We start from the raw sequence: 15,705 nt of genomic DNA, 5'->3' as shown, positions 1-15,705 counted from the left end.
AAAAATATCGCACTTATTTCAAGTACGCTTAGGCTGGTTCCTGGTGCCATGGTTTAAATCTCAATATTTATTTAATGATGCCTTGCTCAAAATAAGCAAAGCAGAAGGGTTATTATTTTTTATACGGTTATCTCGCATTATATTCGCGTAGCCTAAACAAGCATACCCAAAATATTAATTATAAATACACACCCTACTCTATTAACGTATTTAAGGTATTAACTTACGCGTTAAATAAAACAAAAAAACCCATGTTAGGAATTAACCTAACATGGGCTTTTTTACTCTCGCTATTTTATAACATGCTTTTGGTAAGCACTTTATAAAAGCGTTTCTAAAGTACTTATAAAGAAAGCTCTTCTTTAGCGCGAGTTAAGTTGTGCGATACCATTGTACTTGTAGACATTTGGTTTGCTTCGTATAAATCAGCAAGGCCAGCAGTGTCGTTGTTCGCTTTTAAACGTGCAACACCACGGTTGCTTAATGCAAACGATGTAAGTTGGCGTACTTTAAATTTAGGGCCATCTGTGTCTTTTAAAAGTGCAATTGCTTTAGTACAAATTGCTTCAGCCTCAGCGTAATTTTTTGACTTAACATTCAGTGCACAGCTATTAAATGATTGCTCAAGTGGCTGTGGCGCTGTTGCAGTTTCAATAACCATTAATTTGTAATCACTTTGCTCAGCCATTGCAGCAGCTGAACATGTAAGTAGTGAGCTAAGAGCGATAGTTTTGATAAGAGTAAGTTTCATGGTCGTAGTCCTGTTGGTTAAGCCGTGCTTGTTGCCGACAACTGAACTTTAGAGAATTACCACAAAAACGACAAACGATTAAAACAAACCTAATAAGTGAATAAATCTAACCTATAGACTTTAGTCTAATGCCAAACTACTCAAATTAAAGTTTAGTCCTTGTTCTTATCATACTAAGACCGATTAGATTTTATATTAATCAATATCTCTGTCAGCATTTCTTCTGATTCATTAATAAACCTCATAGTTTTAAAATTATTCGCTGTAATGTTATCTGTATTACCTGTTAAAGCTTTATTGGCATCATCTAATAATGCTTTACAGGAATGCTCAAATGAAGTTTTATTTTTAGGGGTGTAATTTAAATATTGCTCTGAGAAAATTTTTCTATAAATAAGCACTTGTCTAAATTTTTTTCCATCATTAGGCAGTTTAGAGAGGAGCACGTTCGCATAATTGAAAAGCTTATATGATTCACTTGGATCGTGACTATTCAGTGACTGGTTCAGAAATAACCTAGCTTGTTGCGTATCAATATCATCTGTATGAAAATCTACCTTTTTAGTCTTAGCTTGTTCATACGCAGTAGTAAGATAATCTTGTGCTTTTTGAAAGTCATTATATGCTAAGCGACACATTGCATATTGAACCCAATAGTGCGGACTACTTAGTAACCACTTACATTTAATCTTTAGTTGTTCATAATAACGATTTAGATACTTTTTTTTCTGTGGTAGTATTTTTTCTACAAAATGAAATCTCAATAATGATTTTTTTACTTCATGTAATTCAGGTGTATTATCTCTATGCTTATCTAACCTCTCAACTATATCTAGCAACATTTCTAACACATAGGAATCTGAAAAAGTTGTATTCAAAAGAGATAAAGCTAATATACTTGATTTACATTTAACTGTATTTTTTGCGTATGTAAATATCGAATTAAATTCATTAGACTTTCTAAGTCTTGAATTTAGTATTTCATTATCTGCAATAATTTCAGATATTAAACTAGTTGTAGGTACTACGTTTACGATTTCACATAAACAAATCGAAAATACAGTTTTCTTAAATGCTTCATCTAAGTAGAGAGCATCGGTTTGAGTTGTTATTTTCTTTTTTATATTCGGGCTATTCAATAGGCCTAGAAGTAGTAATGATATTTGAGAGTTATATCTGTTTTTAATCTCTCTCTTTTTATTGCTCAAACTTTTAATTGAAAATTCGTTCCAAGCTGCTAGGTTATCAATTATATTTATTGCTTCTATAATTTCACTATCAGAGAGAAGATCAATATTGATTTCAAGGAAATCAATATTGCAGATTTCTTGAAACTTTAATAGTAAGTTTGTTCGATCACTTACAATCCACCGTACCTTTCTATGATGAGTATTATTAAGATACTCAATTAGCTCCGGATAATTGTAAATACCATCAACTATAATCACAAGATCTGAGCCTACATTTGATATCTTATCGATGTCATTTAAATAATTAGCTTCGTTATTATTTAAAAAATATGTCTGAAACCCCCCAAGTGTAAGATTAAATGCTAATTCTTCCAAAAATACTGATTTACCATTTCCTAAGTCACTATGAATAAATAAATTTTTATTTGATTTAATAAATTCAATGCAGTCACTAATATTATTTCTTCTTATTGAAAATGGTATTATATCTTCATTAACAAACGAACTTTGAATCACATCCGTTTCATAATTCCCATAAAGTAGAAAATTTTCACTATCTGTATCTCTAACTTCTGAAAAGCTATCTACAATCTCGTAATGCGTCAGGCTCTCTGTATATGTATCACTTGAAGTGTTCAGGCTAACTCCTTCCATGAGTTCAGCAAACTTTTCACCACCAATAGGAACTATATGCCCGAATTTGCGTAACGCAAAAGTTTCTTTGAAATCGGCTCCCTCTTTTACAATAAAATAAGTTTTTTCAATAAAGTTAGGGTTACTAAATAGTATTTTTTTAATATCAATGTCATACATCGAGTAACCTATAAAAACTATTGCGCTAGATGTCTCTAGATCTCTTTTAAAATGATAATACCATTTTGAAGATACAAAAGAATCGGAGGATAAATAAGATGAATCCGATAGTTTAATTCTAGATAAAAGGTCTACTTCAGTTGCACCTTCAACCCGACCATTTAAATGCAAGCATACATTTGGTATCTTTAAATACTCAGATGGTTCTTTAGTAACATCAATAGATTCAATTCTTTTGTTCTTTTTCAAACTAGCTAATTCAATAGAGTTATCATAATTCGTAGTATAGAAACGCTTCCATGGCAGATTACAAATAGTCTCATGGTATTTCGAAACTTCCTTTAAGGTATAATTATCTTTCAATAGCTCTAGTATCTTGGCATGCTCAAAGTATTCAAGAGCTATTTCAGATGCATACATCAAATCTTCAGATTCATCTATTCCAATTAAACTCGTAAGTTTTCTCGCAAGATCTTTTGACATTGGAGGAGAAGCACCCTCAATGTTCTTAGTCCCAAAAGAAAAACCTGCGCCAGTAAATAAAATAGCGTTACCTGAAGATATTCTTAGTCTCAACGAATCAAAATCGATTTCTTCATTTTTAGTTTGAGTTATATCAAAGTTTTTTAGCATTTTATAATTATCCTTACAAAAAAGTGTGCACAAAAAATCCTTTTTATTGGCCTGTATTTGTACATCGCATACGATACATCAATCCTACATTTTAATTTTTTTAAAGTATATGAGTAGTGCAAAAAGCATATAGCATGAATCCAATATTTTCCGATTTAAGCTTTTAAAGGAAAACTGTCATATTTTGCTTAATCAAAACAAACCTCGTGAATATCATTTATCACCCAAACCTATAAACTCCCTCGCCCATATGCCATAATCTAAATAATTCATTATTTTAGTAACTTGGCGCGTATTTAGGCGTTTTAAAGTTAACTACTCAGGGTTTTCAGCATGGCATATCAAGAGCAAAATCAAGCAACAATCTATTGGCACGACTACGAGACGTGGGGGGCAAGCCCTCAAAAGGATAAGCCAAGCCAATTTGCGGGTATTCGTACCGATCTTGATTTAAATATTATTGGCGAGCCACTTATTGAATATTGTAAGCCGCAAGCGGATTACTTGCCTCACCCTGAGGCCTGTTTAATTACGGGTATTACACCACAAGTGGCGATGAAAAAAGGCTTAGTTGAAGCTGAGTTTATAGCAAAAATTCATGCCGAATTTAGCGTACCAAACACCTGTGTTGCCGGTTACAACAGTATTCGGTTTGATGACGAAGTAAGTCGTTATAGCTTTTACCGTAACTTTTACGACCCATACGAGCGTGAATACAAAAATAACAATAGCCGCTGGGATATTATTGATTTAGTACGTGCTTGTTACGCGCTGCGCCCTGAAGGGATTGAATGGCCGTTGAAAGAAGATGGCAGCCCAAGCTTTAAGCTAGAGCATTTAACCGTAGCTAATGGTATTGAACACGCCGCAGCGCACGATGCGCTAAGCGATGTAACCGCCACTATTGCACTGGCTAAGCTAATAAAAGAAAAGCAACCAAAGCTATATAACTTCTTTTTTGGGCTGCGTGGCAAAAAAGCCCTTGCTGAATTGGTTGATGTATTTAACATGACGCCGCTGGTGCATACCACGTCGCGCATACCTGCAACACAAGGCTGTACAAGCTGGGTTGCACCAATAAGCTTTCATCCGGTAAATAAAAACGCGGTTATTTGTTTTGATTTAACTCAAAACCCGCAAGTACTCATTGATTTAAACGTAGAAGAGTTACGCAAACGTTTATACACCAAACGTGTAGATTTAGCCGAGGGCGATTTACCTGTTGGTTTAAAGCTGGTGCATTTAAACAAGTGCCCTATTTTAGCCCCAGCTAAAACATTATTGCCTGAAAACGCCGCGCGCCTTGGGATTGATCGCGAGCAATGCTTAGCTAACTTAGCTATTTTAAAAGCCAATACCGACCTTCGCGATAAAGTAACCGAAGTGTTTAACGAGCAAGGCGATTACAGCGCAACCACTAACGTTGACTACTTACTTTACGATGGGTTTACAAGCCATGCTGATAAAGCTAAATTTGCGATTATTCGTGATGCAAAACCAGATGAATTGGCTGGGTTGAATTTAGACTTTGAAGATAAAAAGTTTAATACGTTGTTGTTTAGATACCGCGCTCGTAATTGGCCTGAAACGCTAAACCAGCAAGAGCTTGATCAATGGCGTCAGTATTGCCAAAACAAGTTAATGCACGGGGAAGATCAACCGTCGATTAATGCGCAAGATTTTATGATCACCCTTGAAAACCTAGCGCATGAACATGACGACAGCGAAAAAAACCTGACCATTTTAAAGGCGCTGTATAATTACGCTCAAAGCATGTAGTTTGCCTTTAGATTGTTTGTATAACGCATTAAAAACGCGACGCTTTAGCAATAAAGTGTCGCGTTTTTGTTTATAAATATTTGTACCACTACACGCAAAGTAAAATCTATTTCACAAAGAGAAGCGAATGAGGAGCAAATGAGAAAATATAAAGACCAACAACAATCTTTTTTATCTATCACTGCCTCTAAAAGCGCAGCGCCTCATAACCTCTTTGTGAATAAGTCACTTTACGGGCTTTGCCCGTCACGCAAGCAAGCTTCGCGTCTACAAAGTAAAACTGATATCTACACTTTGACGTAGACGTTGAGCTTGCTCACGTGAAAAGCACAGCTTTAAATTGCTTAAATAAAACACTATTCACAAAGAGAAGCGAATGAGAAGACGTAAAAACAATAATTTTTTAGATCTATTACTTCTTCTAAAAGCGCAGCGCCTCATAACCTCTTTGTGAATAAATCACTTTACGGGCTTTGCCCGTCACGCAAGCAAGCTTCGCGTCTCCAAAAACAATCATAAATCTACACTTTGGGGTAAACGTAGAGCTTGCTCACGTGAAAAGCACAGCTTTTAATTACTCAAATAAAACTCTATTCACAAAGAGAAGCGAATGAGGAGTAAATGAGAAGACATAAAAAAATAATTTTTTATGTCTATTACTGCCTCTAAAAGCGCAGCGCCTCATAACCTCATTGTGAATAAGTCACTTTACGGGCTTTGCCCGTCACGCAAGCAAGCTTCGCGTCTACAAGTAAAACTCATATCTACACTTTGGCGGTAGACGTCGAGCTTGCTCACGTGAAAAGCGCAGCTTTTAATTGCTTAAATAAAACTCTATTCACAAAGAGAAGCGAATGAGGAGTAAATGAGAAGACATAAAAACAACAACCGCTTTAGACTTATTACTGCCTCTAAAAGCGCAGCGCCTCTAAACCTCTTTGTGAATAAATTACTTTACGGGCTTTGCCCGTCACGCAAGCAAGCTTCGCGTCTACAGCGTTACTTTTTATGCAGCGCTTCAATGCGTGCTAGTAAACTTGAGGTGTCGTATCTGCCGCCGCCGAGTGCTTGTACATCGGCGTAGTATTGATCGACCGTTGCGGTCATTGGTAAAGTAGCGCCGTTGTTTTTAGCTTCATCGAGTGCAATGCCTAAATCTTTACGCATCCAATCTACGGCAAAACCAAACTCGTATTCCCCTGCCCACATTGTTTTGTAGCGGTTTTCCATTTGCCACGAACCGGCTGCGCCTTTAGAAATGGTCTCTATGACTTTTTCGCCATCAAGCCCAGCTTGCTTGGCAAAATGTAAGCCTTCGGCTAACCCTTGCACTGCGCCAGCAATACAAATTTGATTAACCATTTTACAAAGTTGTCCCGAGCCAACGCCACCTAACAGTTGGCTAAAACGACTAAACGCCGCCATAACTGGCTGCACTTTAGCAAATACGGCTTCACTACCACCCGCCATTACCGTTAATACGCCGTTTTCGGCGCCAGCTTGTCCGCCCGATACAGGCGCATCTATAAAGTCGATATTTTGCAGAACCGCTTTAGCAGCCACTTCGCGGGCTACTTCGGCAGAGGTTGTGGTGTGATCAACCAAAATAGTGTGTGGCAACATGCCTGCTAACACGCCATCGTCGCCATAGACTACTGAGCGTAAATCGTCATCGTTACCAACACACATAAATACGATGTCGGCATTGTTGGCAGCTTCGCGCGGGGTTGGTGCAAAGCTTCCTGAATGTTCTGCAGTCCACGTTTGTGCTTTAGCTTGAGTACGGTTATAAACGCATACGCTGTGCCCTGCTTTTGCTAAATGCCCCGCCATTGGGTAACCCATTACGCCTAAACCTATAAATGCGACTTTCATTGACATAAAAATGACCTATTTAACTGATAACTTAGAAACTAGACCTCGATTATGTCAACCGGTCGATAAAAAAGCGAATGAAAGTCTTTATAAAATTTCCTTAGCGGGAAAGGTAAGTAGGTAACCTATGGACAGTATTTATCAATTTAATGCACCACTTTTTAACAGCGAAAATTTTTCTCTTAGCCAATTACAGGGCAAAACCGTCCTTATTGTTAATACAGCGAGTAAGTGTAATTTTTCGGTGCAATTAAATGCGCTCGAAAAGCTCTATCAGCAATACAAAAGCAATGGTTTTACTGTACTTGCGTTTCCCTGTAACCAGTTTGGCCAAAATGAGCCGCTTGATAATTTAGCCATTAAAGACTTTTACCAAGATCAATTTAATACCTCGTTTGAGGTATTTGGTAAGGTAATGGTAAATGGGCCAGAAACACATCCGTTGTTTAATTATTTAAAGTCGCATACGCGGGGTATTTCGCAAAATCGTGCAATTAAGTGGAATTTCACTAAGTTTTTAATTAACTCACAAGGGCAACTTGTTGCACGTTATGCACCGCGCACTAAGCCCGAAACACTTAAACAAGTAATCGAAAGTAACTTACTGCAAGCCGTAAAGTTAAGCGCAGCTAAAGATGGTAAAAAGGTATCTTCAAAAATACCTTTGTTTACCTCAAGTAAGGCTCCGCTTAAGGCTTAATTTAAATCAATAAAATGCGCACTACTAAAGCACAGGTTTATAAAGTAGTTTATTGTATTAGTAATAAATAATACTCCTTAAGCGTCGAGGCTATTACCATGAACATTGCTTTTTTTAGTACTCAAAAGTACGAACTGCCTTTTTTTGAACAAAGTACACGCGATCAGCGTGATATAAAAATAACGTATTTTGAACAAGCCTTGAGCGAACAAACCGCTATTTTAGCAAATGGGTTTGATGCCATATGCGTATTTGTTAACGACACCGTAAACGCCGCTGTTATTGAGCAACTGGCAAGCCAAGGCATAAACACTATTTTGCTGCGTTGTGCAGGGTTTAATAACGTTGACTTACCTGCAGCAAAAGCACATAAATTAAAGGTATTACGCGTCCCTGCTTACAGCCCAGAAGCCGTAGCTGAGCACTGTATAGCGCTTATGCTAACGCTTAGTCGTAAAACGCATAAAGCATATAACCGCGTACGCGAAGACAACTTTGATTTAAACGGTTTATTAGGCTTCAACTTACACAATAAAACCGTGGGTATTGTAGGTTGCGGTAAAATTGGCCTTGCGCTGTGCAACATTTTAAATGGCTTTGGTGCTAAAGTATTAGTGTGCGACCCATACGCACAACCTGGCAATTATACTATTACCGATATAAACACCTTGCTTAGCCAAAGCGATGTGATTTCTTTGCATTGCCCACTTACCGAGCAAACTCATCATTTAATAAATGACGAGGCGTTTAGCAAAATGAAAACCGGCGTTATGCTTATTAATACCTCACGAGGCGCACTGCTTGATAGTAACGCGTGTATTAGCGCGCTTAAAACTAAAAAACTAGGCTACTTGGGGCTCGACGTATACGAGCAAGAGTCGGAGCTATTTTTTAAAAATCATAGCGACGAAATAAACCAAGACGATATATTTTCGCGCTTAGTGAGCTTTAAAAATGTTTTAGTAACGGGGCATCAGGGCTTTTTTACCCAAGAAGCACTTACCGAAATAGCAAACACAACCCTACTTAACGCGCTGGAAGTAAATGAAGGTAAATCTTTAACTAATGAGGTTTTATAAAGACCTAGGCTTTACCTAAACAACACGCACAAAAAAGCGAAGTGCGTTTTAAACTCACTTCGCTTTTTTAAGCTGTTTTTTTAGCTTAGTTATAATTAACCAAAGGCAACGTTTGCAAATACCAAGGTCATTAATATTGGGCAAACAAAACGAATATACTGAGCAAACCAGTAATGTAAGCCGGTTGTTGCTTGATGTAATTTGTTACCACGTTTCCACATCCAGCCTACAGTAATAAAGTAAAACAAGCCCATAAGCGGTAATTGGTATTGGGTAAATAGCATAATAACTAAGCCAAATAACCAATCAAAATTTAATATAATGGCGCTTGCACACACAAGTACAACGGCGCTCACTGCCCATGTTGCTTTGGTGCGGCTAACGTTATGGTTTTCGACTAAAAACGCTACCGGAATTTCGGTGGTCGATATAGTTGACGTAACCGATGCGATAGACATTAATACAAAAAACAATAAACCAACTAATAAGCCAATTTCGCCCATGGTGCTAAATAGTGCAGGTAAAATAGCAAAAATAAGTTGGCCTTCGCCAATCAGTTTACCACCACTAAATACCTCGACACCGTTGTGCTGCGCCACATAAATAGCAGGAATAATAAGTAACCCTGCTAAAAACGCAACGCTGGTATCAAGTAAGGCTACACCTGCGGTGAGCTTAGGTAAATTAGCATCGGGCTGTAAATACGAGCCGTAAATCATCATACAACCTACACCTAACGAGAGCGAAAAGAACGCTTGCCCCATTGCGGCAATAATTAAATTAGGGTCGAGTATTTGGCTAAAATCAGGAACTAAATACGCGGCAAAGCCTTCGCTTGCGCCATCAAGTGTTGCAATGTAGGCAATTAAACCAACAAGCAGCACAAGTAACAGTGGCATTAAACGGCGCGACCAGGTTTCGATTCCCGATTTAACCCCTTTTAAAATAATACTGGCAGTTAAAATAAGCATAAGCGGCGTAAATACAAAATTACGCAGCACTGAGTCGCTATGTAAAAACTCGCTTGCGCCTGTAAAACCAAAAAAGGTGGTTATGGGTTCAATAGCGTACGAGAGCATCCACCCTGCCACTATTGAATAAAAACTTAGCATAACAACTGCGCCCGCAAGGCCTATGTAACCGGCTGCTGCACCTACTTTACGGTTAGTGTTTTGCCATGCATCGCCCAATGCTTTTACAGGATTAGCTTGTGCTTTGTGACCTAAATAAAGTTCGGTATACAGCGCAGGAAGCGCAAGTAAAAATATAACAATAAAGTAAACCAGTAAAAAAGCACCGCCGCCATGGTTGGCCGCTTGCGTAGGAAAACCCCAAATATTACCCAAACCCACTGCTGCGCCAGCAGCGGCTAAAACAAAACCGAGTCGGCTTTGAAACCCATCACGCACTTGTGCCATACATCTACAAATCTGTTATTATTTTGATTGTTGTGAATTAAACCATATTTCATGCCAGCTGAGTAATAAAATTGTACCCAGCCTTTATTAGTGGCGTTAACCGCTCACAATATCAGCGACTTCTTTTGCTTTAGGGCTTTTATGACTGAACACTATTTTAAAAACGCCTTGAGTATTACTTCAACTCAATTGGCAAATTTGTCTTTAGCGAGTAACAGTATTTTATTATTTAATGCTAAAACACTTGATCTTAGTGACTTTAATTTACCCGATTGCTTAAGCCCATTTGAGTTAACCATTATAAACCGCCGCAAAAGCCCGCCAGCTAAGCAAGAGTATTTAGCGACGCGGTTATTGTTAAAACACCTTATTAAAGTAACGCAGCCGCAACATGCGCACGTAGCCCTTAATAAAATGAGTACCGAATTTGACGAGGCAAGCTCAAAGCTGCAAATACATTTAAATGGTAATATTATTAACACCTGTATTTCGCATTCGCATGGTTTGGTTGGGGTCGCGCTAAATTTTGATAAAAGTGAGTTTGGGTTTGATATTGAAAAAGTAAGCCTAAAGCGCCCGTTTGAAAAGCTCGCTAAGCATTTTTATCATAATGATGAAATTACACTTATCACTGAGCCTACTAATACCCAAGCCCAAGCAGATACATTTTTTAGAATTTGGACATTAAAAGAGTCACTTGCTAAAGCCACCAGCCGCCCTATTGCAAAATTACTTAGCCCCAATGTGTTTGACGAATTACATAGTGCAAAGCTGAGTGCTTGCAGTAATAGCATTACTGTAGCTGATAGCAGTGACAGCAATGTTTGTTTTGATGTAAGTGTGGTGCATAAAAAAAGCATCGACTGGCGATGCTTTTTATTAACTGATTTTATTAAGTGATTTTATTAAGTGATTTTGTTAAGTGACTTTATTAGGTAACTTTAATAAATCGCTTTCCTGAATAACCGCTATTTAAGCAGCAAAATCGTTTTCTAATAAACGGCTATGAATAGACTGTACTACGTTATCTGACTCAGTTTGCTCTACTAAAAAGCACAGGTTGTGCTTACTAGCACCGTGACAAATTAGTCGAATGTTAAAGTCTTTTAGTACACTCATTAAGTTCATTTCGTGTTGGCGTAATTGAATCTCAGAGCCAATAAGTGCCACCAATGTTAGGTTGTTTTCTACCGACACATGGCAAAACTCTGCAAGCTTATCGAGGCATTCTTGATCAAGCTCTGGGCGCGATGCGTTTTGCGCGTTATCAAGGGTTATAGCTACGCTGATTTCTGATGTGGTTACCAAATCTACCGATATATTGTATTCACTTAATAGTGTAAATACGCGTGCTAAAAAGCCGCTTGCTAGGAGCATTTCGGGGCTTTTAAGCGTAAGCAATATTTGGTTTTTACGTTGCGTTACTGCGCGTATACCTGGTTGCTGCGATTTTTCGCGCTCAATCCATGTACCACCACGCTCTGGCTCTCGGCTAGAACCAACAAACACGTTAATGTGGCTCCGGCTTGCAGGTAATATAGTTGCTGGGTGCAATACTTTTGCGCCAAAGGTCGCCATTTCAGCGGCTTCGTCAAAACTTAAACGTGCAATTGGCGTCGCTTTTGCGCACAAACGCGGGTCGGTGCTAAAAATACCCACTACGTCGGTCCAAATATGCACGCTTTTAGCGTTAATTGCTTCAGCTAAAAGTGCAGCGCTGTAATCTGAACCACCACGTCCAAGCGTTGTTGTTTGACCGTATTCGTCACTGCCAATAAAGCCCTGAGTCACAATTACTTGAGCGTCTAATAACGGGATTAAATGTTCTTTAGCGGCTTGCGCTGTGGCTGCAACATTAGGCGTTGCTTTACCAAATTGGCTGTCGGTTTTAAGCACCTTGCGCACATCAAAGCGATCGGCGTTTAAACCTTGTAAACGCAACACCTGAGCAAATAAATAAGACGACAAACGCTCACCAAAGCTAAGTAGCTCGTCGTGTTGCTGATCGGTTGTTAGTGACTCTTGAGCCAATGTTTGAAATGCTTTTAGGGTTTCGTTAAAGCCAACCGCTAAATCGGCATCTAGCGATAACTCATCTAAAATAATGTGTTGAATAGCAAGCACGCCGTTTATATGCTCTTGGCGCTCACTTGAGGTAATACTTGGTTTGCACAGTGCAACTAAGTGGTTAGTTACGCCGGCACTAGCGCTCACGGCAACAATACGTACGCTTTTATCTGCAACAATAATTTCGCTACAGCGACTCATCGCTTCAAAGTTGGCAACACTTGTTCCGCCAAATTTGGCAACGATGTAATCTGATTTTGCGCTTAACTCTGTTTGAGGCACTGTTTGTGGCGCTGATTGGGTAGTCATTTAGTCTCCTTTCGCGATATCCAAATCGCAATAAAACAAGAAGAACTTGGCAAAGGAATGCTTGAAGATAAGTCCACTGCCAGAAGCTCTCCACCTATATTGGTGACAGTTTTGAGGATTCAGCCCCATAAACCGAAAAACAATGACGACGTACCATTATTTTCCTCGGCGAGTACTTCCCTCCTTAATGATCATCGGCATTCGTCGCCTAACATTAAGTACCTAAGTATCGCACCTCTTCTGAATGCTTTATTAACCAGTGGCTAATAAAACAAAACCCCACTAAGTAGCGGGGCTTTGAAAGTTATCGTTTAGACGTCTAGCTGTCAAGCATTTAATAATTTATGCATCAAATAAAACTGCCCATGTAATACGAGCCTGCATAACCTACGGTGTAGCAAATTAATAAATGCAGCGATAAACGCAAGTAGCTCATAAAGGTAAGCGCTTTAACTTTGCTCATGGCAATAATGCCCGCAGCCGACCCAATGATAAGCATTGAACCGCCCACGCCCGTTGCATACGTAAACGACAACCAGTGTTGTTGGCTCATTACTATATCGGCTTTTAATAAAGCAGCAGTAAGCGGTACGTTATCGACCCCTGCTGATAATATGCCCATTAAGTAGTTTGCGTACTCGGGTGCCATTACCGTATATAGGTCGGTAAATTTACTCAACATACCAATTTCTTTAAGTGCGCCTACAAGTAAAAGTACACCTACAAAAAACAATAATGTGTCGTATTCTATATCGCGAACAAAGTCGATTATGTCTTTGTTAATGTCTTTTTTGCGCATTAAAAATTGCGCGACTAAAAACATCACTGATAAGCCAAACAAAAAGGTGAGTAAAGGCGGTACGCTGTAAACTACACTCAGCATAAGTGTGCTCACTACGGTAGATAAAAATATAACAGCAATGGTAATGTCGGTTTTTTCGATGCGGGTTTTACCTGCACCAGCAAACTCAACACGCCCTTTCATACCGATAGATAGTAACGCGGCTAGCAACATAACGCTTGCAAGAGCTGGCGCTATAAGTAGTAATAAATGAGCAATGGTTACTTTGCCGTCTAAAAATATCATCAGTGTGGTTACGTCACCTGTTATTAGCGATACCCCACCTGAGTTAACCCCAAACACAATAAGCGTGGCGTATTTAATGAGCTTTTTAGGTTCAAGTTTTAACGACATAACAACCGCGAGCGATATAAGCGTAGCTGTTACGTTGTCTGAAATCGACGAAAACAAAAATGCAAAACCACCCACCAAAAACATGAGCTTTTTTTCGCTAATACTTTTTGGCATAACACGGTGCACAATATTTTCTATAAACCCCTTTGAATTTAAATACGCTACAAAGGTCATCGCAGCCATTAAAAATAGCCATAACGAGGCGATTTCTAAAATATTTTCATTTAAAAGGTGTTGAATCGTATCGGGGCTTTGCCCGTGTAGAGGGTATATAAAAAGAAGAATCCAGCAAAGCGTACCAAAAAACAGCGTGGTTTTAGCTTTATTAACATGGATTATATCTTCTATAACGATCAGTAAAAATGCAATCGCTATCAGGGTTAGAATAATCGAGGAAACCATGGTAGTTAAACAACCTTTGATATAGTTTTAAAGAACACACAAATAACATTCCATTTCATGTGCCTATTTTCGGCGCGAATTTTAGCACTGCCTCTATGCAAAAACTATTATTAAATGGTCTTAAAAACGAATACTATATACAGACAAGGTTAATTAAAAATACGTAATAATGAGTCTTCTAAAAGAACTCAATAATAAAATACTAGGATGTTGTAACCTCTTATGATCCCAGCTAAAAAGCTACTAAACACCATAACTGAACATTGGGGTGTACTAGAGCTATTATTTAAACGTTTTAAAATGGCTGACTTTAGCCTGAAAGACGTACAAAACGCCATTAAACAAAAACAGCCTACTTGGTCAAACGAGCGTATTTATAAAGAAACAAATCGTTTGTTAAACCAAGATATTTTAATTCCACTGGCTAAATCATCGCAGCTTGAAATAAATCGTGCTATTGCCGACTTTGCTACGTTTTTACTGCAAGAAGAACATTTAGGCTTAGCGCAAGAAATTAGCGTATTAGTCGACGACCTTGCACGTTTAGGTAATCGCCTAGATAACGCTGGCGAAATAGAAGACTTTGACGATTTACGCCGCTATAGCCGTATTATGGATGATCGGGTGCGTAAAATAATGAAGCTCTATGCGCACAACGAAAACGCCATTTTAAATATTGTTGAACAAGCTAAATCTAATAATGCGGTGCAATCGCTGCAAAAGCGTTATAAAGCGGTAATAGAAGCCTTTGACGAATACATAGAGCCAATGCTTGAAATGGTTGATATTCGTGGTGAGTTTCATGCATGTTTTACCCTCATTGAAGAGCAAATAAGTAAACAAATACTGCACATTGAGCGCTCAGGTAAAGCCTACAACGACAAACGCATGCTGGAGCAATTACGTACACGCATATTAGAAATGCATTTAGTGGGCCGAGAAAGCTTACGTAAAAGTGCCGATATGCTTATGCCGCTGCGCGAAGAGTTACGCCGTAATAACTTAATTACTCGCCAAGCAGCCAAAGTACTTGGGCTTGTGCGTAAAAATGGCGTAGACAACATGCTAAGTGCTGTGCAGCCACATTTTGTAAGCGACGCACAGCGATATTCGCTTGGTCAGCAACGCCATATTGTGGCTTACATGGCAAGCTTGGTTGAATTTGAACACGAAGAATACCAATTGCCTGACCAGCAAGACGTGCCTGCATTTGTTACGCCTAATATTCCTGACTACAACGATGTTAAAACCAGCTTTGCTAAGCGCTTTAATAAAAAACGCAAAAAACCGCAGCCCTTGCTGCAATTTTTAGACGAAAGCTACCCAAATCTCGATGCCGACGAAATGCTATTTTTGTATCAAAAATTAGTCAGCGACAGCGATATTAAAATAATTCAAAGCGATGAAAAAGCCCGCGTAAAAATTGCCGGTCAGCACTTTTCTTTATATCCATTTAATTCAGAGCCTCAGCCAGATTCAAAGGCAGGTAAATAA

11 protein-coding genes and 1 riboswitch are annotated in these 15,705 nt (G+C 38.7%); of the genes, 5 read left to right on the top strand and 6 right to left on the bottom strand.

The window, feature by feature from the left end; all coding sequences use genetic code 11:
* Positions 1–343: 343 nt before the first annotated feature.
* Positions 344–751, bottom strand: coding sequence for a hypothetical protein (locus tag GQR52_RS09560; protein ID WP_165728268.1), 408 nt, complete (start codon positions 749–751; stop codon positions 344–346).
* Between the two features lie 173 nt (positions 752–924).
* Positions 925–3,387, bottom strand: a complete 2,463-nt coding sequence (locus GQR52_RS09555; RefSeq protein WP_165728267.1) for an SIR2 family protein — start codon at positions 3,385–3,387, stop codon at positions 925–927.
* A gap of 333 nt (positions 3,388–3,720) precedes the next feature.
* On the opposite strand from GQR52_RS09555, the gene sbcB reads away from it, so the two are divergent.
* Positions 3,721–5,166, top strand: a complete 1,446-nt coding sequence (sbcB, locus tag GQR52_RS09550) for an exodeoxyribonuclease I (protein WP_165728266.1) — start codon at positions 3,721–3,723, stop codon at positions 5,164–5,166.
* 999 nt (positions 5,167–6,165) lie between these two features.
* Here the strand turns inward: sbcB and GQR52_RS09545 are convergent.
* Entirely contained in the window at positions 6,166–7,047 is an 882-nt protein-coding gene (locus GQR52_RS09545; RefSeq protein ID WP_165728265.1) for an NAD(P)-dependent oxidoreductase, read from the bottom strand.
* Positions 7,048–7,168: 121 nt separating this feature from the next.
* Between GQR52_RS09545 and GQR52_RS09540 the strand changes: the two genes are divergently transcribed.
* Together GQR52_RS09540 and GQR52_RS09535 are read left to right on the top strand one after the other, a co-directional pair.
* A complete protein-coding gene (locus GQR52_RS09540) occupies positions 7,169–7,741 on the top strand; it encodes a glutathione peroxidase (protein WP_165728264.1) in 573 nt (190 codons plus the stop codon).
* 98 nt (positions 7,742–7,839) lie between these two features.
* Positions 7,840–8,820 (top strand): 2-hydroxyacid dehydrogenase, encoded by a 981-nt coding sequence (locus GQR52_RS09535; protein ID WP_165728263.1) that lies wholly within the window; start codon positions 7,840–7,842, stop codon positions 8,818–8,820.
* A 95-nt stretch (positions 8,821–8,915) separates the two neighbouring features.
* Here GQR52_RS09535 and GQR52_RS09530 read toward each other — a convergent pair whose 3' ends face one another.
* Positions 8,916–10,238, bottom strand: coding sequence for a sodium-dependent transporter (locus GQR52_RS09530; RefSeq protein WP_165728262.1), 1,323 nt, complete (start codon positions 10,236–10,238; stop codon positions 8,916–8,918).
* Between the two features lie 141 nt (positions 10,239–10,379).
* On the opposite strand from GQR52_RS09530, the gene GQR52_RS09525 reads away from it, so the two are divergent.
* Complete coding sequence (locus GQR52_RS09525) at positions 10,380–11,138, top strand: 4'-phosphopantetheinyl transferase superfamily protein (protein WP_165728261.1); 759 nt, start codon at positions 10,380–10,382, stop codon at positions 11,136–11,138.
* A 72-nt stretch (positions 11,139–11,210) separates the two neighbouring features.
* Here GQR52_RS09525 and lysC read toward each other — a convergent pair whose 3' ends face one another.
* On the bottom strand, positions 11,211–12,614 hold the full coding sequence (gene lysC, locus GQR52_RS09520; RefSeq protein WP_165728260.1) for a lysine-sensitive aspartokinase 3: 1,404 nt from the start codon (positions 12,612–12,614) through the stop codon (positions 11,211–11,213).
* Between the two features lie 75 nt (positions 12,615–12,689).
* A riboswitch (Lysine riboswitch) is annotated at positions 12,690–12,862 on the bottom strand.
* Positions 12,863–12,963: 101 nt separating this feature from the next.
* Complete coding sequence (gene nhaD / locus GQR52_RS09515; RefSeq protein WP_007375803.1) at positions 12,964–14,211, bottom strand: sodium:proton antiporter NhaD; 1,248 nt, start codon at positions 14,209–14,211, stop codon at positions 12,964–12,966.
* A 222-nt stretch (positions 14,212–14,433) separates the two neighbouring features.
* Between nhaD and GQR52_RS09510 the strand changes: the two genes are divergently transcribed.
* On the top strand, positions 14,434–15,705 hold the full coding sequence (locus GQR52_RS09510; RefSeq protein WP_165728259.1) for a hypothetical protein: 1,272 nt from the start codon (positions 14,434–14,436) through the stop codon (positions 15,703–15,705).

Origin of the sequence: Pseudoalteromonas sp. 31A1, from assembly GCF_011378815.1 — a bacterium.
GTDB lineage: Bacteria > Pseudomonadota > Gammaproteobacteria > Enterobacterales > Alteromonadaceae > Pseudoalteromonas > Pseudoalteromonas arctica.
The sequence above is the reverse complement of the archived record's forward strand: the minus strand, read 5'-3'. Positions and strand labels throughout refer to the sequence as shown.

Bases quoted from the DNA above. Each gene is read 5' to 3' on its own strand.
- GQR52_RS09560 (WP_165728268.1), bottom strand. From the start codon at position 751: ATGAAACTTACTCTTATCAAAACTATCGCTCTTAGCTCACTACTTACA.
- GQR52_RS09555 (WP_165728267.1), bottom strand. From the start codon at position 3,387: ATGCTAAAAAACTTTGATATAACTCAAACTAAAAATGAAGAAATCGAT.
- sbcB (WP_165728266.1), top strand. From the start codon at position 3,721: ATGGCATATCAAGAGCAAAATCAAGCAACAATCTATTGGCACGACTAC.
- GQR52_RS09545 (WP_165728265.1), bottom strand. From the start codon at position 7,047: ATGTCAATGAAAGTCGCATTTATAGGTTTAGGCGTAATGGGTTACCCA.
- GQR52_RS09540 (WP_165728264.1), top strand. From the start codon at position 7,169: ATGGACAGTATTTATCAATTTAATGCACCACTTTTTAACAGCGAAAAT.
- GQR52_RS09535 (WP_165728263.1), top strand. From the start codon at position 7,840: ATGAACATTGCTTTTTTTAGTACTCAAAAGTACGAACTGCCTTTTTTT.
- GQR52_RS09530 (WP_165728262.1), bottom strand. From the start codon at position 10,238: ATGGCACAAGTGCGTGATGGGTTTCAAAGCCGACTCGGTTTTGTTTTA.
- GQR52_RS09525 (WP_165728261.1), top strand. From the start codon at position 10,380: ATGACTGAACACTATTTTAAAAACGCCTTGAGTATTACTTCAACTCAA.
- lysC (WP_165728260.1), bottom strand. From the start codon at position 12,614: ATGACTACCCAATCAGCGCCACAAACAGTGCCTCAAACAGAGTTAAGC.
- nhaD (WP_007375803.1), bottom strand. From the start codon at position 14,211: ATGGTTTCCTCGATTATTCTAACCCTGATAGCGATTGCATTTTTACTG.
- GQR52_RS09510 (WP_165728259.1), top strand. From the start codon at position 14,434: ATGATCCCAGCTAAAAAGCTACTAAACACCATAACTGAACATTGGGGT.